Source organism: Microbacterium sp. P5_B6, assembly GCF_056400345.1.
Genome location: NZ_JBFULL010000003.1, coordinates 70,988 through 88,937, shown reverse-complemented (window position 1 = coordinate 88,937; position 17,950 = coordinate 70,988). Strand labels below are relative to the sequence as shown.

Sequence of the window (17,950 nt, the reverse complement as noted above, 5' to 3'; positions counted from 1 at the left end):
GTGGGAAGGCGGTCAGCGGCCGGTCTTGGGGGAGAAGACCTTCGCCACGACGCGCGCGACGAGGTTCAGGACCATCACGATCAGGATCAGCGTGAGGGCGGCGGTCCAGGCGCGATCGGTATAGGCCTCGGGCGGGATGCCCTGGTTCGCGTACTCGGTGTAGGTGAAGACGGGGAGCGTCTGCATGCGACCGCTGAACAAGTCGTAGTTCATGCTGTTCGTGAACCCGGCCGTGATCAGCAGCGGCGCCGTCTCGCCGATGACGCGGGCGATCGACAGCATGACACCGGTCGTGATGCCGGCGATCGAAGTGGGAAGGACAATCTTCACGACGGTGCGCCATTTCGGCACGCCGAGCGCATACGACGCCTCGCGCAGCTCGTTGGGGACGAGTCGCAGCATCTCCTCGGTCGATCGCACGACGACGGGGATCATGAGGACCGCCAGCGCGATCGATCCCATGAACCCCATGCGGATGCCGGAGCCGAAGAACAGCGCGAACAGCGCGTACGCGAACAGACCGGCGACGATCGACGGGATGCCGGTCATGACGTCGACGAGGAACGTGATGCCGCGTGCCAGCCGTCTGCCCTCGCCGTACTCGACGAGGTAGATGGCGGCCATGAGGCCGATCGGGATGGAGATGAGGGCTGCCATGCCCGTGATGAGCACGGTGCCGATGATGGCGTGCAGTGCGCCGCCGCCCTCGCCGACGACGTTGCGCATGGACGACGTGAAGAACTCCGCGTCCAGACGGGCGAGGCCGTTGACGAGGACGGTCCACGCGACCGAGAAGAGCGGCACCATCGCGATGAGGAACGCTGAGGCGACCACGCCGGTGACGAGCCGGTCGACGGCCTTGCGGCGGCTCTCGATGATCGCCGAAATGGTGAAGATGAGGATGAGGTAGACCAGGGCGCTGGAGACGAGCCACCCGGCGATGTTGAGGGGCTCGTCTCCGCCGATGGCGATGATCCCGAAGACCGCGAGCATGGTGCCGAGAGCGCCGACGAGCAGGACCCACGGCGCCCAGGGGGCCAGCTGGCCCGAGGTCAGCTTGGTGCGCGTGGGCATCTCTCGGGGAAGAGGGGGCGTGGCGGTGATGGTCATCAGTTGGCCCCCGAGAATTCCTTGCGACGGTTGACGATCAGCCGTGCGATGAAGTTGACCGCGAATGTGACGATGAAGAGGATGAGGCCGGTCGCGATCAACACGTTGATGTTCGTGCCGAAAGCCTCGGGGAAGGTGAGGGCGATGTTCGCCGCGATCGTCGACGGGTTCGTCGACGTGAACAGCTGGAACGTCACCGTGCCTGTGGCCGAGAGCACCATCGCGACGGCCATCGTCTCGCCGAGCGCTCGCCCGAGTCCGAGCATGGACGCCGAGACGACCCCGCTGCGGCCGAAGGGGAGGACCGCCATGCGGATCATCTCCCAGCGCGTCGCTCCGAGCGCGAGCGCCGCCTCCTCGTGGAGGGTGGGTGTCTGAAGGAAGATCTCACGGCTGATCGCGGTGATGATCGGAACGACCATGACCGCGAGAACGATCGAGGCCGTGAAGATGGTGCGGCCTGTCGCGGACACGTCCCCGCTGAACAGCGGGAACCACCCCATGTTGGCGTTGAGCCAGTTGTAGACCGGCTGGACGGCCGGCGCGAGCACCATGATGCCCCAGAGGCCGAAGACGACGGACGGCACGGCGGCCAGCAGATCCACGAGATAGCCGAGGCCCTGTGCCAGACGGCGCGGAGCGTAGTGCGTGATGAACAGCGCCACACCGAGTGAGAGCGGAACCGCCATGAGCAGCGCGAGGAGCGCAGCCCAGATCGTCCCGAAGAGCAGCGGCCACACGTAATCCCAGAAGTTGGTCGTGAGGAGGGTCGCGTCTTCGGCGGTGGCGCCGATGGCGGGGATCGACTGGATGATGAGGAACAGGGCGACGGCTGCGAGCGTGACCAGGATCATCGAGCCGGCTGCCAGGGCCGTGCCCGAGAACCAGATGTCGCCTGGTCGCTTCTTTGCCTCGATCTTCGTCGCGGCGGGAGCGGCTGTCATGTCATCCGTTCGAGTCTGATTGTCTGTGGTCCGGCATGCGGCCCCGGACCGACCGCGAGGTCTGGTCCGGGGCCGAACGAAGGTGTTGCTTACTTGATCTCGTCGATGGCTGCCTGCGACTTCGCGGCCAGGTCGGGGGAGATAGGCGCGCTTCCGGCGTTCTCGGCAGCGCTCTGCTGGCCCTCTTCACTGACCGCGGTCGTGAAGAAGCCCTTGACGAGAGCAGCCGCATCGGCATCCTGGTACTCGACACAGCCGATGAGGTAGCTGACGAGCATGACGGGGTAGGCGCCGGACTCCTCGGTGGTGCGGTCGATCGCGAAGGCGAGGTCCGTGGGTGCGCGGCCCTCTTCGATGGCGGATGCGTCCAGAGCGATTGCAGCGCCCTCTGCGGACGGCTCGACCCACTCCGATCCGACCTGCACGTTCACCGCGGACAGATCAGCGGTCTGCGAGTGGTCGGCGTAGCCGATCGTTCCGTTGCCGCCCTTGATGGCGTTGACGACGCCCGAGGTGCCCTGCGCCGCTTCCCCGCCCTGGATGGGCCATTCCTCGACCGAGCCATAGGTCCAGACCGTGTCGGCCGCCTGCGCGAGGTAGTCGGTGAAGTTCGCCGTCGTGCCGGACTTGTCGGAGCGGTGCACCGGGGTGATGGCGAGGTCGGGAAGGGTGACGCCGTCGTTCGTGGCGGCGATCGCCGGATCGTTCCAGTTGGTGATCGTGCCCGCGAAGATGCCCGCGATGGTGTCGGGGTCGAGGTCGAGTGAGTCGACGCCCTCGACGTTGAACGCAATCGCGATCGGCGAGACGTACGCGGGGATCTCGACGAGGTCCGAGCCCTCGACACAGGCATCGAACGGACCGGCCTCGATCTCCTCGATCTTGAACGCGCGGTCGGACCCGGCGAACTGGACGGCGCCGGACTGGAAGGACTCGCGGCCGGTCCCAGAACCCTGCGGGTCGTAGTTCACCGTCACATCGGGATTGGCGGTCTGGAACAGCGCGGTCCACGACTGGACAGCGACCTGCTGCGACGTCGCGCCCGATCCGTTGAGGGTGCCGGAGAGGGCCGGCGCGTCGCTCGCGGTCGGGCTCGACGTGTCGCCGCCTTCGTTCGAGGCGCAGCCGGCGAGAGTGAGGGCCGCGATTGCGGCAACAGCGCCCAGCTGGGCGATGCGAGAGATCTTCACTGTGTGAATCCTTCGGGTGTCGGGGTGTGAACCCGGTGCAGGGCTCGCCCCAGACGGTAGACAGCGACCCTTACGAGTGTGGGCTGAACGGGTGAACGGAAGGTGAACGGGTGCGGGAATCCATGCGTGCACATCGACCCGCAGCGGCGGCACTTCGGGCTCCGTTTACCCTGGGCCGGTAGGGTGTGCCCCATGCCCAAGACGACGAAAACCGAGCGCAAGGCGCTGTTCGCACTCGATGACGCTGCCGCCGCAGCGCGGTTCGCGAAGCAGGCGGCCAAGACCCTTCCGGCGAAGCAGGCGAAGAAGCTGCGCGAGCTCGCGAAGGATGCGAAGGAGGTTTCGGATGCCTCGAAGAAGGCCATCCGGAAGAACCCGAAGAAGGTGGCCAAGCGTGCCGACAAGGCGACCGATCGTGCGCTGACAGCGACCGAGACCGCTCTGAACCGCCAGCAGGCGAAGGACGCGGCGAAGGCGAAGAAGCAGGCGGAGCGCACGGCGGCGAAGAAGAAGGCAGCCGCCAAGAAGTCGCACGCCGCCGACTCCAAAAAGGTGCCGGCCGCCCCCAAGAAGGGCGCTGCCCAGAAGAAGGCCGCCTTCGCGCACGCCGCTCCCGCGGTGCCCACGACGCCGGCGGAACCGGCTGCCCCCGCGACACCCGAGCCGGAGCTCGTCGCGACCATCACCGAACTCGCTCCGATCGCACAGGTCGCCGAGGAGCCGGCCGAGGTCGTGCTGGCGGAGCCCATCGGATCGCTCTCCGTGGTGGCGCTCCGCGCGCTGGCCCGCGAGCAGGGCCGCACGGGCTATTCCCGCCTGTCGAAGGCGCAGCTCGTCGAACTCGTCTCCTGAACGTGGTCGCTGCGGGCCCTCAGCAGATTCTCGATCGAGAGGCGCAGGCGCCGACGCCTCGCACGCTCATCGATGTGCTCCGCGCGACGGCCGCGCGACACCCGCAGGCGTCGGCGCTCGATGACGGCTCGAGGGCGCTGAGCTACGCCGAGCTCATGGCCCGCGTCGGCCAGACCGCCGCCCGCCTGCACCAGGCGGGCGTTCGGCGCGGCGACCGGGTGGGGGTGCGCATCGCATCGGGCTCGAAGGAGCTCTACCTCTCGATCCTCGGAGTGCTCGCCGTGGGTGCCGCCTACGTCCCCGTCGATGTGGACGACCCCGACGAGCGGGCACGGCTCGTGTTCGGCGAGGCGCGCGTCGCCGGCATCATCACCGGCGCCGGGGAGTTCGTCCCGAACGCCGACGTCGATCGACCGGATGCCGCTTCCGCGCGTCTCTTCGAGGGCGCCGAGCCGCACCCCACGACGCGCGCGATCGACGTCGTTCCCGCTCCGGATGCCGACCACGACGCGTGGATCATCTTCACGTCAGGATCCACCGGCGTGCCCAAGGGTGTCGCCGTCTCGCACCGGTCTGCCGCGGCCTTCGTCGATGCCGAGGCGCGGATCTTCCTCCAGGACGCCCCGCTGGGCCCGGGCGATCGTGTGCTCGCCGGACTCTCGGTCGCCTTCGACGCGTCGTGTGAGGAGATGTGGCTCGCCTGGAGGCACGGCGCCTGCCTCGTTCCCGCTCCCCGCGCCCTGGTGCGATCCGGCGAGGAGCTGGCTCCCTGGCTCATCCGCCAGTCGATCACGGTCGTCTCGACGGTGCCGACGCTCGCCGCCATGTGGCCGAGCCACTCCATCGAGAACGTGCGGCTGCTCATCTTCGGGGGAGAGGCATGCCCGCCCGAACTCGCCGCACGGCTCGCTGCCGACGGTCGCGAGGTGTGGAACACGTACGGCCCGACCGAAGCGACCGTCGTCGCCTGCGCGGCGCCGCTGGACGGATCGGTGCCGGTGCGGATCGGACTGCCCCTGGACGGATGGGCCCTCGCGGTGGTCGACCCGCAGGGCGAGCCGGTCCCCGAAGGAGGGATCGGCGAGCTCATCATCGGCGGCGTGGGCCTCGCGCGGTACCTCGATCCCGCGAAGGACCTGGAGAAGTACGCGCCCATGCCGACGCTCGGCTGGGATCGGGCGTACCGCTCCGGCGACCTCGTCCGCTTCGAGAGCGAGGGGCTCGTCTTTCAGGGGCGGGCCGATGACCAGGTCAAGGTCGGGGGTCGCCGCATCGAGCTGGGCGAGGTCGAGAACGCCCTGCAGGACCTGGAGGGCGTGTCCGCGGCCGCGGCCGCCGTGCGCACCACCGAGGCGGGCGTGCCCGTGCTCGTCGGCTATCTCGTCCTCGACGGAGAGCTCGATCGTGCGGCTGCCCGCGCCGACCTCGCACAGGTGCTGCCGGCGGCCATCGTGCCGCTCCTGGCGGTCGTCGACGAGCTTCCGGTCCGCACCTCGGGCAAGGTCGACCGCGCTGCGCTGCCCTGGCCGCTCCCCGGCGTCGAGGTTCCGGCCGCCGGCCTCAGCCCCGCCGAGGCGTGGCTCGCCGAGCAGTGGCAGGCCGTTCTCGGCCTCGCCGTGCCCGACCGCAAGGCGGATTTCTTCGACATGGGCGGCGGATCGCTCGCCGCAGCGCAGCTCGTCTCGCGCATCCGGGCACGGGTCCCCGACTTCTCCGTCGCCGACATCTACGACGTTCCCCGCCTCGGCGCCATGGCGAAGGCCCTCGGCCCGCTGCTCGCCGAGGATGACGACGCGAGCTTCCGCAGGCCCGAGCCGACGCCGCGGGCGACCCAGTGGGTCCAGACGGCACTGAGCGCGCCCCTGTTCATCCTCTCGGGGATCCGCTGGCTGCTGTACCTCCTGACAGCCGGGACGATCCTCAACCTGTTCCCCTCCTTCGGCGCGCTGCCGCAGGCCCCCTGGTGGGCGCTCGTGGTCGGCCTCCTCGTCTTCGCCACTCCGTTCGGACGGATGGCGGTGGCTGCGGCATCCGCTCGGGTCCTGCTCGCGGGTCTGCAGCCCGGGGACTATCCGAGAGGCGGAACGGTGCATCTGCGGCTCTGGCTCGCCGAGCAGATCGCCCAGCAGGTCGATGCGGTGGGACTCGCCGGCGCGCCGTGGGTGTCGTACTACGCCCGTGCGCTCGGCGCGAAGATCGGCCGCGACGTCGACATGCACGCGGTCCCGCCCATCACGGGGATGCTCGAAGTGGGGGACCGCGCCTCGATCGAGCCCGAAGTCGATCTCACCGGATACTGGATCGACGGCGACCAGGTGCGGATCGGCCCGATCCGGGTGGGAGCCGATGCGACCGTGGGCACGCGCAGCACTCTCGCTCCGGGCACGCGCATCGGCCAGCGTGCCCAGATCGCTCCCGGTTCCGCGGTGTTCGGCCGCGTGCGCGCCGACCAGGCATGGGCCGGTTCACCGGCCGAGCGGGTGGGCGCCGCCGCTTCGGATTGGCCGGCAGAACGCCCCCCGCGACGCAATCGCTGGCTCTGGGCGTACGCCTCGTCGGCGACCGTGCTCGCGCTGCTCCCCATCGTGTCGTTCGCCGCAGGGGCGTTCGTGATCGCGCTCGGGATGCGCGGCTCCGCGACTCTCGGTGCCGCTCTCGGGGCGGCGCTGCTCTGGCTGGTGCCGGCGACGCTGGTGGTCGGCCTCGTGTTCGCCGGGGCGGTGGTGATCCTCGTCAGGCTGCTGTCACTGGGGCTCCGCGAAGGCACGTTCCCCGTCCGCAGCCGCTCCGGCTGGCAGGCGTGGACGATCGAGCGGCTGCTCGACTCCGCGCGGACGATCCTCTTCCCGCTCTACTCCAGTCTCTTCACGCCCGTCTGGCTCCGGATGCTGGGTGCCGAGGTCGGCAAGGACGTCGAGGCGTCGACCGTGCTGCTGATCCCCTCCATGACCCGCATCGAGGATGGCGCGTTCCTCGCCGACGACACGATGGTGGCGTCTTACGAGCTCACGGGCGGCTGGATGCGCGTCGGCGCGGTGAGGATCGGCAAGCGAGCCTTCCTCGGCAACTCGGGGATGGCGGCAGCCGGGCACCGCGTCCCGCGCGACGGGCTTGTCGCCGTCCTGTCGTCCGCCCCCGTGAAAGCGAAGCCCGGATCGTCGTGGCTCGGCTCTCCGGCCGTGCGGCTGCGCCGCCAGTCGGCGGAGGGCGATGAGAGCCGCACGTACGACCCGCCCACCCGGCTCCGCGTCGCGCGCGCCCTCTGGGAGCTCTGCCGGCTGGTCCCGGTGTTCGTCACCTGCGGGATCGGCCTCCTTGTCCTGTTCGCACTCGCCTGGCTGCTCGGAATCGTCGGTCCCGTGGGCACCCTGCTGCTGTCGGGCTTCGTGATGCTCGCGGCCGGCGCGCTCGCGGCCGGTCTCTCTGTGGCGGCCAAGTGGATCATCGTCGGGCCGATCCGCGCGGGGGAGCAGCCGCTCTGGTCGAGCTTCGTGTGGCGCACCGAGGTCTCGGACACCTTCACCGAGATGGTCGCCGCTCCCTGGTTCGCCCGGAGCGCCGCCGGCACCCCCGCTCTGGCGGTCTGGCTGAGGGCTCTCGGGGCGAAGATCGGGCGCGGTGTCTGGTGCGACAGCTACTGGCTGCCAGAACCCGACCTCGTCACACTGGGCGATGGATCCACGGTCAACCGCGGGTGCGTCGTGCAGACGCACCTGTTCCATGATCGGATCATGAGCATGGACACCGTGGAGCTCGAGGCAGGGGCGACGCTCGGCCCGCACAGCGTGATCCTTCCCGCCGCCGCGATCGGGGCCCACGCGACCGTCGGGCCCGCATCGCTCGTCATGCGCGGCGAGACGGTGCCCGTCGGCTCGCGGTGGAGCGGCAACCCCATCGGCCCCTGGCGTGCAGTGAAGGTGCGCGCCTACCAGTCGACATCGTGAGAGCCGCCGACGGCTACGTCCCGCAGAGCGGCGATGTCACCTTCCAGGTCGAGTCGTACGAGCTCGACCTCGACTATCGGGTCCGCACGAACCGGCTGCAGGGCCGTGCCGTCATCAACGCCGTCGCACTCACCGACACCCGATCCATCGGGCTCGACCTGGTGGGGCTGAGGGCGACCCGGGCGCGCATCGACGGCGACCCCCGCACCGCCATCCAGCAGGGTCCGCGGAAGCTCCGGGTCACCCCGCCGCGGCCTCTCGGGGCGGGGGAGGCGTTCTCCATCGAGGTCCAGTACGGCGGCGCCCCCGGACCGCGCCGCTCCCGGTGGGGGGCGATCGGCTGGGAGGAGCTCGATGACGGCTCGCTCGTCGCCGGCCAGCCGACGGGGGCCCCCACGTGGTTCCCCTGCAACGACCGGCCGGATGATCGCGCGCGCTACCGGATCGCCGTCACCGCTGACGAGGGCTATCGCGTCGCGGCCACCGGCGTGCCCCTCGCTCCCCAGCGGGTGAGCGGACGTACCCGCTGGGAGTTCACCAGCGACGTGCCGGTGGCGACGTACCTCGCCGCCGTGCACATCGGTCGCTACACCGAGCGGCAGCTCGGTCCCGTGCGTCTCGTGCATCCGCCGGCACTCGCCGCCGCGGTGACCGAGGCCTTCCGCGACCTCCCGCGGATGCTGGCCCTGTTCGAGAAGTCCTTCGGGCCGTATCCGCAGGAGCACTGCACGATCGTCGTCACCGCGGACGCCCTCGAGATCCCCCTCGAAGCCCAGGGGCTCGCCGTCTTCGGCTCCAACCACCTCGATCCGGACTCCGAGCGCCTCGTCGCCCACGAGCTGGCTCACCAGTGGTTCGGCAACAGCGTGGGGATCGGACGCTGGCGCGACATCTGGCTCAACGAGGGCTTCGCGTGCTACGCCGAATGGCTCTGGTCCGAAGAAGCGGGGTCCGACACCGTGGACGCGCTGGCCGACCTGCATCACGCGCGCCTGCGGCGGCTCCCGCGCGATCTGGTCCTCAGCGACCCAGGACCCGACCTCATGTTCGACGACCGCGTCTACAAGCGCGGAGCGCTCACGCTGCATGCGCTCCGCATCCGGATCGGCGATGCGGCGTTCTTCGCCGTGCTGCGGCGCTGGGTCCAGCAGCACCGGCACGGCCTCGCGAGCACCGACGACTTCATGCAGTGCGTCGAGGACGTCACCGGAGCCGGCCACGCCGGCCTCCTCTCGGCCTGGCTCAACCGCACCGCTCTGCCGGCTCTTCGCTGATCAGTCGCACAGCGACGCTGACCACCAGATCGGCCGGGCCCGCGGCATCCCATCCCCTGATCGTCCCTCCGCCGGGCACGCGCGCCGTCCAGCCGCCCGGTTCCTCGTCGACCGTGACCGTGGCCGGATCCACCCGGAGCCCGCGCCCGTCAGCCTTGAGCGCTGCTTCGACCCGCGTCCACGAGCGGACGGATGCCTCTCCCGCCCCGAGCACGCCGGTGAGCCCCGCAGCGTCCCGGCGCGCGTCGACGGCCGGTTCGGCGTCGACCCCGAGGGCTGCGATCCCGGCGGCATCCCCTCCCGTGCAGACGGCCACCAGCGTGCGCCCACCCGCGTAGGTCACGCTGGCTGTTGCCAGGGCGCCCTGGATCCGCACGGGGCCGTGCGGCCCGCCGCACCGCGGGCAGGCGTTGTCGATCGTTGCGCCCGGAGGAAGCAGTTCGCGCAGCAGCGACCATGCGACGTCCCGCCGAGGCGTCCCGTCCGGAACGGAGCGCCAGGCGATCCGGACCCCGTGCTTCGTCACACCTTGGGTTCGTGCGTCTCGATCGCGACGATGCCCGAGCCGGGGTTGGTCGCCGAGAGGTGCACGACCGAGAACGCGCCGGGTTCCAGTGCCGAGGCGCTGCCCAGGTAGGAGCCGCGCAGCGTGCCGGTCGCGAGGGCGATCTCGCTCATGATGTCGGGAAGCACCGGTCCGTGGCTGCACAGCACCGTGGCTCGGCGGCCCCGTACGCGTTCTCCGACGACGCGCCGGGCATCCGACTTGCCCTCCTCCCACGCGTCCTGGCTGATGAGGGCATTCTGCTCCACCCTGCGGCCGATGGCCGACGAGAGCGGACTGACCGTCTTCATGCAGCGAAGGGCGGGCGACGAGACGATGCGGCGCGGTCCGAAGGCGAGAAGCTGTCCGACGACGGCGCTCGCCTGCTTGCGGCCGCGCGGCGACAGCGGGCGCGCAGCATCCTTCCCCTTCCACTCGTCTCGGGGAACGGCCTTAGCGTGCCGCAGCACGATCAGCGGGAAGGTGGCGAGCACCCCGTCGTCGACGAAGCGCAGGAAGTTCTCCAGGATCTCGACGTCGACCGGGTAGCTCAGCCGCTTGAGCGCCTTCTTCGGCGTCATCCACTCGATCCCCGCGATCTCGCGGTTGGGCACGAAGGCGGACGTCCTGATCGCGACATCGGTGGCCTCGGCCGACCAGTAGTGCACGATCTTCTCGCGCTTGTTGGGCATGCGGTAGCGCGAGACGCCGACCGGGATGCCGAGCCGCACGTGGATGCCGGTCTCTTCGAAGATCTCGCGCGCCGCGGTCTCGGCGAGGGTCTCGCCGGGCTCGACCTTGCCCTTGGGCAGCGTGAGGTCGCGATAGGCGGTGCGGTGGATGAGCAGCACCGTGAGCTTGCCCTCGACCAGGCGCCAGACGACGCCCCCGGCCGCGTACACCGCGGTCTCGGTCATCGCACCGCCCGCGCCCGGCGACGGCGCTGGATCATGTTCATCGTGCGGTCCTGGATGTCGATGAGCGGCTTGCCGGTCTCGTCCACGCTGTGCCGGGTCCATTCGCCCTCGGGGCCCAGCCACCAGGAGCTGGTCCCGTCCGACATGGCAAGGGTGAAGAGGTCCTGCAGCTCCTTGATGTGGCCGGGCGCGACGACCCTCACGAGGGCCTCGACGCGGCGATCGAGGTTGCGGTGCATCATGTCGGCGCTGCCGATGTACACCTGCGGGTCGCCGTCGTTGTGGAACGAGAAGATCCGCGAGTGCTCGAGATAGCGACCCAGGATGCTGCGCACCGTGATGTTCTCGCTCATCCCGGCGACGCCAGGCTTGAGCGAGCAGATTCCGCGCACCCAGATTTCGACGGGCACGCCCGCCTGGCTCGCCCGGTAGAGCGCGTCGATGATCTGCTCGTCGACCATCGAGTTGACCTTGATGYGGATGCGTGAGGGCTTGCCGTCGAGCGCGTTGCGCCKTTCACGGTCGATCTGGCGGAGCAGACCCTTGCGCAGGTGCAGCGGGGCCACGAGCAGCCGCTTGAACTTCTTCTCGATCGCGTAGCCGCTCAGTTCGTTGAAGAGGCGGGTGAGGTCGCGACCGACCTGGTCATCCACGGTGAAGAGCCCGAAGTCCTCGTAGATGCGGCTCGTCTTGGGGTTGTAGTTGCCCGTGCCCACGTGGCTGTAGTGCTTGAGCACGCCGTCCTCTTCGCGGATGACGAGCGCCAGCTTGCAATGCGTCTTGAGGCCGACGAGGCCGTACACGACATGCACGCCGGCCTTCTCGAGCTTGCGCGCCCAGACGATGTTGGCCGCCTCATCGAACCGCGCCTTCACCTCGACGAGGGCGAGCACCTGCTTGCCGGACTCGGCCGCATCGATCAGCGCCTGCACGATGGGGCTGTCGCCCGAGGTGCGATAGAGCGTCTGCTTGATGGCGAGGACGTGGGGGTCCTTCGCCGCCTGCTCGAGGAACGCCTGCACGCTGGTCGCGAACGACTCGTACGGGTGGTGCACCAGGACGTCGGACTTGCGGATCGCGCGGAAGAGGTCGGCGCGGCTGCTTCCCTCGAGCGGCTGGAAGGGCAGGGCCGTCGTCGGGACATGCGCGGGGTAGTGCAACTCGGGACGGTCGATCTTGGACAGGTCGAACAGTCCCCGGAGGTCGAGCGGCCCCGGAAGGCGGTGCACCTCCTGATCGGTGATGTCGAGCTCCTTGATGAGGAGGTCGAGCGTCAGGTCGTCCATGTCCTCGGTGACCTCGAGGCGGATCGGCGGCCCGAATCGCCGGCGGAGGAGCTCGGCCTCGAGCGCCTGGATGAGGTTCTCGGTCTCGTCCTCCTCGATCACGACGTCTTCGTTGCGGGTGAGCCGGAAGGTGTGGTGATCCAGGATCTCCATCCCGGGGAAGAGATCTCCGAGATGATTCGAGATGAGGTACTCGAGCGGCAGGTAGCGCACCGAGTCGCCTTCGCGCGACACCTCGACGAAGCGCGGCATCATCGGCGGCACCTTGAGGCGCGCGAACTCCTGCCGGCCGGTGCGGGCATTGCGGATGCGGATCGCGAGGTTGAGCGAGAGTCCCGAGATGTAGGGGAAGGGATGGGCCGGGTCGACGGCCAGTGGCATGAGGACCGGGAAGACCTGCGTCTGGAAGTACTCGTACAGGCGGTCGCGCTCGTCGTCGGTGAGCGCCTCCCACGTCAGGATCTCGATCCCGACCTCGGCGAGAGCGGGTTTGACCGACTTCGTCCATGCGTCGGCGTGGCGCAGCTGGAGGCGGTGCGCTTCGCCGGCGATGTCGGTGAGCACGTCGAGCGGGGCCCGTCCCACATTCGTCGGGATGGCGAGTCCGGTCAGGATGCGGCGCTTGAGGCCGGCGACCCGGACCATGAAGAACTCGTCGAGGTTGCTCGCGAAGATGGCCAGGAAGTTGGACCGCTCGAGCGTCGGGACGCGCTCGTCCTCCGCGAGTTCCAGAACACGCCGGTTGAACGCGAGCCAGCTGAGCTCGCGGTCGAGGTAGCGGTTGTCGGGAAGCTGGGAGTCGAAGGCCTCGGAGAGGTCGAAGTCGTCGTCGTCCGCGTCGCCGAGGCCCGCGTCGAGCACGTCGTGTTCGATCATCAACACATCATTGCAGGGCGACGTGACCGGCGTGTGAACGGCGGCGCGGGCAGCTATCTCGCGGACTGCGCGGAGGGCGCCGGCAGCTGGTCGTCGTCGTACACGTTGAAGCGGTAGCCGACGTTGCGGACCGTGCCGATGAGCTGCTCGAGGTCGCCGAGCTTCGCGCGCAGGCGCCGCACATGCACGTCGACCGTGYGCGTGCCGCCGAAGTAGTCGTAGCCCCACACTTCGCTCAGGAGCTGCTCACGGGTGAACACGCGTGAGGGGTGGGTCGCGAAGAAGTGCAGGAGCTGGAACTCCTTGTACGTGAGGTCGAGCGGCTTGCCGTGGACCTTCGCGGAGTACGAGGACTCGTCGATCGTGATGCCCGACGTCTGGATGCGCGTGGACACCTGCTCCTTGGCCATCCGCCCGATCGCCAGCCGCACGCGTGCGTCGACCTCGGCGGGGCCCGCCGTGACGAGGATCACGTCGTCCACGCCCCAGTCGGTCGACACGGCCGTCAGCCCGCCCTCGGTGACGACCAGGATGAGGGGCCCGTCGAGACCCGTCGTATTGAGGATCTTGCAGAGGGACTTCGCCCCGACCAGATCGACCCGCGCGTCGACGAAGATGACATCCGCACTCGGAGCGTTGACCAGCTGGGCCGGCTCGGCCGGAATCTGCCGCACCCGATGGCTGAGCAATTCGAGCGAGGGCAGAACAGGGCCTCCTCCATGTGCGGAACTCAGAACGAGGAGCTGTGCCAAAAGTAGACCTCCCGACGCGGCCGGACGCGACGTTGGCCCCAGTTTAGGGTGCACGGGCGACCCGCGTGCCGCACGTCTCCTCTCGCACCTCCTCCCGCACCGCGCGAGCGTGAGACAGAATGGACGAATGGCAACTCCAGCGCTTGCACCCCGCCGCACCACAGCTGGCATCGTGGCGGTCTGGGTGGCCGCTGCTGTCATGGGAATCGCGATCGGCCTTTTCGCCCCTGCGGACCTCCGTGCTGCATGGCTGGTGCTCGGGCTGGGTGCCGCGTTGGCGCTCGCCTTCGCCGTGCAGCTCGCCTATGGGCGGTCGCAKGGATACATCCAGCGCGTGGCGATCAGCATCCTCGGCGCCCTCCTCGTGATGGGTGTCATCAGCCTGGGGTTCGGTCTCGCCTCGATCGTTCCCGGCTAGCGTCGTCCGCCGCGGGGGACGGAATCCCTGACTAAACTTCAGGCATGGATGTCGTCGCTCTCGAACTGTTCTTCGTCGGACTGCTGGCGCTCGCCTCGCTCGCCATCGTCTTCGTCTCCGGCGCAGTCCTGAAGAACCTCTATCGCGGCCAGCGCTGACGGTCGGCGCGCCGTGCTGGACCTTCCCACCGATCTGCCCGCAGACCTCGTACCGCTGTCATGGCTCGTCGGGGTCTGGGAGGGCACGGGTGTCATCGACTACGCGGCGGCCGGGCACCACTTCGACGGCGAGTTCGCGCACCGCGTGAGCTTCAGCCATGACGGCGGGCCGTATCTGAACTACTCGGCGAGCGCCTGGCTGCTCGCCGACGGGGAGCGGACGCCCCTGGTCTCGGAGATGGGCTACTGGCGGCTGTCGCGTCCGGCGGGCGCGTCCGACGTCGGACCGGGCCTGCTTCCGGCGCTCGACCCGCACGTGGAACGCACGGCCGACGACGTCGAGCTCCTGCGGAATACGGCCGGAGGGTTCGACATCGAGGCCGTCGTCATCCACTCGGACGGCGTGAGTGAGCTCTATCTGGGGCAGGTGCGCGGGCCCCGCATCGACATCGCGACAGATGCCGTGGTGCGCACAGCGGGTGCCAAGCCCTACGCCGCGGCCTCCCGGATGTTCGGTCTGGTCGAGCAGCACCTTCTCTGGGCATGGGATATCGCCGCCCTCGGCGGAGAGCTCTCGTCGCACGCCTCCGCGCGGCTGGCGCGGGTCGACTGATGGACGCCGGTTTCGCTCAGGTCCCCGGTGCGGTGACGGACGAGCGGGGTGTGCTCCACTTCGGCCAGCCGTTCGCCGAGCAGCGGGCGCTCGCGACGGGATCATCGCTCGCACCGCTCGCAGACCGCCGCGTGCTCGCCGTAGCGGGGGAGGACCGCCTCTCGTGGCTGGACTCCCTGACGTCGCAAGCACTCACGACGCTCGCGCCCGGTGAGAGCACCGAACTGCTCGTGCTCGACCCCAACGGGCGGGTCGAGCATGCGGCATCCGTTCTGGATGACGGCGAGACCACCTGGCTCATCGTCGACGCGGGCGACGCCGAGCAGCTCCTCGCCTGGCTGATGAAGATGCGCTTCCGTCTGCGTGTCGCCCCTCGCGACGCGAGCGAGGAGTATGCCGTGCTCGGAGGAGCCGCCGCGGCCATCGCCGACGTGTCGGCGGCAGCGCCGTCGGGGCTGCCTCTCGTGTGGCACGATCCGTGGCCGGCGGTCGGCGCCGGCGGCCACGCCTACGCCCTCACCCAGCCGCACCCCGGCGCTGATCGGGACTGGTCCGAGGCGATCGTGACCCGTGCCGAAGAGGAACGGGTGGCGGATGCCGCTCGCCGAGGCGAGATCGCGCTCGCGGGCCTGATGGCGGCCGATGCGCTTCGCATCGCCGCATGGCGTCCGCGCTGGGCGGCCGAGGTCGACGATCGAGCCCTCCCGCACGAGTCGGACTGGCTCCGCACAGCCGTGCACCTGAGCAAAGGCTGCTACCGGGGCCAGGAGACCGTGGCCAAGGTGCACAATCTGGGCCACCCTCCGCGGCGAATCGTCGCCCTCTCGCTCGACGGAAGCGACAACCGGCTGCCCGTCCCCGGCGCCGACGTATCGCTGGACGGCGATGTCGTGGGCACGGTGACCTCGGTCGCGCAGCACTACGAGGAGGGCCCCATCGCCCTCGCGGTCGTCCGTCGCACGACGCCCGTGGAGGCGCCGCTCGTCGTCGAGACGGCCGATGGTCCGGTCGCCGCCTCGCAGGAGGTCATCGTCCCGCCTGAGGCCGGTGCTGCCGCCTCGGTGCCCCGCATCACCCGCCTCTCGCGGCGTCCGCTGGCTCAATGACCTCCCCGCCGGCGAGCGGTCCGATCACCCAGGCCGTCCCCACCGGATGGCGCACACGGGTCGATCCCCGCCCGGCCTTCTCGCGCGTGCGGAGCTCCGCGATCCCGATCCTGCAGATCGTCGTCGCGGCAACCGCGGCGTACTCCTTCGCGCACTACGTGCTGGGGCACCCCTCTCCGCTTCTCGCCGCGACCGTGACGGTCGGCAGCCTCGGCCTCGTGCGCGACGCGCGCCCGCGCGGCGTGCTCGAGACGGTGCTCGGGATGCTGGTGGGCATCGTCGTCGCCGAGCTCCTGGTCCTGGCCGCGGGGACGGGGTGGTGGCAGATCGGGCTGTCACTCGCGCTGACGCTCGTCATCGCGCGATTCCTCTCGGCGCAGGCAGGCTTCGCCATCGCCGCCGCCATCCAGTCCGTCATCGTCATGGCCGTCCCGTCGCCGGCGCCGTTCCTCCGGCTCTACGACGGGATCGTCGGCGGCATCGCCGCCCTCCTCGTGACCGCGCTCATCCCGCGCAACCCCCTCAAGACCGAGCTCCGGGACGCCCGGCGGCTCTTCGCAGACTTCGACAGCGCCGCCGCGGCCCTGGCGCAGGCGCTGCGCCGCGGGGACCGCTTCCGGGCGGAGCGCGGCCTGGAGAAGGCGCGCGCCCTCACGCCCCTCGTCGACAACTGGCGGTCATCGCTCGAATCGGGATCCGCGATCGCGCGCATCTCCCCGTTCCTGCGCCGCCAGCGCTTCGAGCTGCAGCGACACGATCGGGTCCGCGCGTCGCTCGACCTGGGCGTCCGCAATCTCCGGGTCATCGGGCGCCGCATCGTGTATGTCTGCGACGACGGGCTGGCCCGGCCGGTCGCCGCGGACCTGCTGGCAGAAGTGAACCGGGCGGCTGCCCTCGTCGGCGGATCTCTCGAGGACATCTCGCTCCAGCCGATTGCGCGAGAGGCCCTGCATGTCGTCGCGAAGCGCCTCGATCCCGCGCTCGTGCTGCCGGATGCGACGCTGGGCGATCAGAACCTCGTGGCCGCTTTCCGTCCGCTCGTGGTGGACCTGCTGACGGCGACAGGCCTTTCGCCGGCCGAGGCACGCGCGGCGATGCCGCGCATCTGACGCCGAGTCAGGCCAGGGGTTCGACGGCGCTCCACGGCAGGGTGAGTTCGCCGAGGCGCCAGCGGCCCCTTCCGACGAGCGGCCATCCTGCCGCGGACATCGCCGCCAGCGCCGTCTCCCAGCGGTGCACAGGGCCGAAGGGCGCGACGGCGGCCGCTCGGTCCCATTCGGCGTCGAGGGCGGTGAGGAACGCGTGCACGCGCTCGCCGGCGACATTGCGGTGGATGAGGGCCTTCGGCAGCCGCTCAGCTGCGATCGACGGATGCTCGAGGCCGGCCAGCCGCAGCGAGATCGACAGCGACCGCGGCCGGCCATCGGGACCGACGGCGATCCACGTCGTGATGCGGCCGAGCTCATCGCACGTGCCCTCCACCAGCATCCCGTCCGGTGACAGCCGGCTGGCCATGCGGTCCCAGGCCGCGGGCACCTCGGACTCCTGGTACTGCCGGAGGACATTCATCGCGCGGATGACGGCGGGCCGGCGCCCGCCGGGGACGGGAACCTCGAACCCGCCGAGCGCGAAATCGACATGCGCATCAGGGGCGAAGGCCGTGGCACCGCGCCTCACCAGCGCCAGCTGCTCGCGCGCGCCGGCGACGCGCGCCGGCTCGATCTCGAGACCGAGCACCTGGACATCCGGCCGCGTGCGCGCAAGGCGCGCATGGAGCTCGAGCGTCGTGACGGCGCTCGCGCCGTAGCCGAGGTCGATCACCAGGGGGTCGGCCGCTCCACGCAGCGCGGGATGCCGGGCGATCCACCGGTCGACCCGCCGCAGCCGGTTGGTGCCGGTGGTTCCCCGGGTCACCTGGCCGACAGGGGATCTGCCGGTGGCCATGAGCCAATGATGCCAGGCCGCG

At 70.0% G+C, this 17,950-nt stretch carries 15 protein-coding genes; 7 read left to right on the top strand and 8 right to left on the bottom strand.

The annotated features are described in order from the left end of the window. Window positions 1–12: 12 nt before the first annotated feature. The 3 genes from pstA to pstS form a co-directional block, all read right to left on the bottom strand. Window positions 13–1,110 (bottom strand): phosphate ABC transporter permease PstA, encoded by a 1,098-nt coding sequence (pstA, locus tag AC1DP3_RS05355; RefSeq protein ID WP_477292049.1) that lies wholly within the window; start codon window positions 1,108–1,110, stop codon window positions 13–15. Further along, entirely contained in the window at window positions 1,110–2,054 is a 945-nt protein-coding gene (gene pstC / locus AC1DP3_RS05350) for a phosphate ABC transporter permease subunit PstC (RefSeq protein ID WP_477292047.1), read from the bottom strand. The genes pstA and pstC overlap by 1 nt, the downstream gene beginning before the upstream one ends. Window positions 2,055–2,143: 89 nt before the next feature. After that, window positions 2,144–3,244, bottom strand: a complete 1,101-nt coding sequence (gene pstS, locus AC1DP3_RS05345; protein ID WP_477292045.1) for a phosphate ABC transporter substrate-binding protein PstS — start codon at window positions 3,242–3,244, stop codon at window positions 2,144–2,146. Between the two features lie 192 nt (window positions 3,245–3,436). On the opposite strand from pstS, the gene AC1DP3_RS05340 reads away from it, so the two are divergent. From AC1DP3_RS05340 to AC1DP3_RS05330, 3 genes are read left to right on the top strand one after another with little or no spacing between them, the layout of a single operon-like run. Further along, window positions 3,437–4,096, top strand: coding sequence for a hypothetical protein (locus tag AC1DP3_RS05340; RefSeq protein ID WP_477292043.1), 660 nt, complete (start codon window positions 3,437–3,439; stop codon window positions 4,094–4,096). 2 nt (window positions 4,097–4,098) lie between these two features. Next, window positions 4,099–8,040 (top strand): Pls/PosA family non-ribosomal peptide synthetase, encoded by a 3,942-nt coding sequence (locus tag AC1DP3_RS05335; protein WP_477292041.1) that lies wholly within the window; start codon window positions 4,099–4,101, stop codon window positions 8,038–8,040. Then, window positions 8,037–9,314, top strand: a complete 1,278-nt coding sequence (locus AC1DP3_RS05330) for a M1 family metallopeptidase (protein ID WP_477292039.1) — start codon at window positions 8,037–8,039, stop codon at window positions 9,312–9,314. The genes AC1DP3_RS05335 and AC1DP3_RS05330 overlap by 4 nt, the downstream gene beginning before the upstream one ends. Here AC1DP3_RS05330 and AC1DP3_RS05325 read toward each other — a convergent pair. Genes AC1DP3_RS05325 through AC1DP3_RS05310 form a run of 4 tightly spaced genes read right to left on the bottom strand, consistent with a single transcriptional unit; the run spans window position 9,283 to window position 13,689 of the window. Further along, window positions 9,283–9,840, bottom strand: coding sequence for a 4'-phosphopantetheinyl transferase family protein (locus AC1DP3_RS05325; RefSeq protein WP_477292037.1), 558 nt, complete (start codon window positions 9,838–9,840; stop codon window positions 9,283–9,285). The two genes, AC1DP3_RS05330 and AC1DP3_RS05325, sit on opposite strands and share 32 nt — an antisense overlap. Then, entirely contained in the window at window positions 9,837–10,775 is a 939-nt protein-coding gene (locus AC1DP3_RS05320; RefSeq protein ID WP_477292035.1) for an NUDIX hydrolase, read from the bottom strand. Before AC1DP3_RS05320 ends, AC1DP3_RS05325 begins: the two co-directional genes overlap by 4 nt. Beyond that, window positions 10,772–12,937 (bottom strand): RNA degradosome polyphosphate kinase, encoded by a 2,166-nt coding sequence (locus AC1DP3_RS05315; protein WP_477292033.1) that lies wholly within the window; start codon window positions 12,935–12,937, stop codon window positions 10,772–10,774. The genes AC1DP3_RS05320 and AC1DP3_RS05315 overlap by 4 nt, the downstream gene beginning before the upstream one ends. A gap of 53 nt (window positions 12,938–12,990) precedes the next feature. Next, window positions 12,991–13,689, bottom strand: a complete 699-nt coding sequence (locus tag AC1DP3_RS05310) for a response regulator transcription factor (RefSeq protein WP_477292031.1) — start codon at window positions 13,687–13,689, stop codon at window positions 12,991–12,993. A gap of 127 nt (window positions 13,690–13,816) precedes the next feature. Here AC1DP3_RS05310 and AC1DP3_RS05305 point away from each other — a divergent pair, with 127 nt between their 5' ends. From AC1DP3_RS05305 to AC1DP3_RS05290, 4 genes are all read left to right on the top strand, one after another. Then, entirely contained in the window at window positions 13,817–14,107 is a 291-nt protein-coding gene (locus tag AC1DP3_RS05305) for a hypothetical protein (RefSeq protein ID WP_477292029.1), read from the top strand. 171 nt (window positions 14,108–14,278) lie between these two features. Continuing rightward, on the top strand, window positions 14,279–14,878 hold the full coding sequence (locus AC1DP3_RS05300; protein ID WP_477292027.1) for a nitrobindin family protein: 600 nt from the start codon (window positions 14,279–14,281) through the stop codon (window positions 14,876–14,878). Continuing rightward, entirely contained in the window at window positions 14,878–15,984 is a 1,107-nt protein-coding gene (ygfZ, locus tag AC1DP3_RS05295) for a CAF17-like 4Fe-4S cluster assembly/insertion protein YgfZ (RefSeq protein WP_477292025.1), read from the top strand. Before AC1DP3_RS05300 ends, ygfZ begins: the two co-directional genes overlap by 1 nt. Beyond that, on the top strand, window positions 15,981–17,093 hold the full coding sequence (locus AC1DP3_RS05290) for an FUSC family protein (protein WP_477292023.1): 1,113 nt from the start codon (window positions 15,981–15,983) through the stop codon (window positions 17,091–17,093). The genes ygfZ and AC1DP3_RS05290 overlap by 4 nt, the downstream gene beginning before the upstream one ends. Before the next feature lie 7 nt (window positions 17,094–17,100). Here the strand turns inward: AC1DP3_RS05290 and AC1DP3_RS05285 are convergent, their stop codons facing one another. Next, entirely contained in the window at window positions 17,101–17,928 is an 828-nt protein-coding gene (locus tag AC1DP3_RS05285) for a class I SAM-dependent methyltransferase (protein ID WP_477292021.1), read from the bottom strand. Window positions 17,929–17,950 lie beyond the last annotated feature (22 nt).

What these genes read in the sequence shown, in the direction of transcription:
- AC1DP3_RS05340 (WP_477292043.1), top strand. Translation starts at nt 3,437, where the DNA reads ATGCCCAAGACGACGAAAACCGAGCGCAAGGCGCTGTTCGCACTCGAT.
- AC1DP3_RS05290 (WP_477292023.1), top strand. Translation starts at nt 15,981, where the DNA reads ATGACCTCCCCGCCGGCGAGCGGTCCGATCACCCAGGCCGTCCCCACC.
- AC1DP3_RS05285 (WP_477292021.1), bottom strand. Translation starts at nt 17,928, where the DNA reads ATGGCCACCGGCAGATCCCCTGTCGGCCAGGTGACCCGGGGAACCACC.
- pstA (WP_477292049.1), bottom strand. Translation starts at nt 1,110, where the DNA reads ATGACCATCACCGCCACGCCCCCTCTTCCCCGAGAGATGCCCACGCGC.
- ygfZ (WP_477292025.1), top strand. Translation starts at nt 14,878, where the DNA reads ATGGACGCCGGTTTCGCTCAGGTCCCCGGTGCGGTGACGGACGAGCGG.
- AC1DP3_RS05320 (WP_477292035.1), bottom strand. Translation starts at nt 10,775, where the DNA reads ATGACCGAGACCGCGGTGTACGCGGCCGGGGGCGTCGTCTGGCGCCTG.
- pstC (WP_477292047.1), bottom strand. Translation starts at nt 2,054, where the DNA reads ATGACAGCCGCTCCCGCCGCGACGAAGATCGAGGCAAAGAAGCGACCA.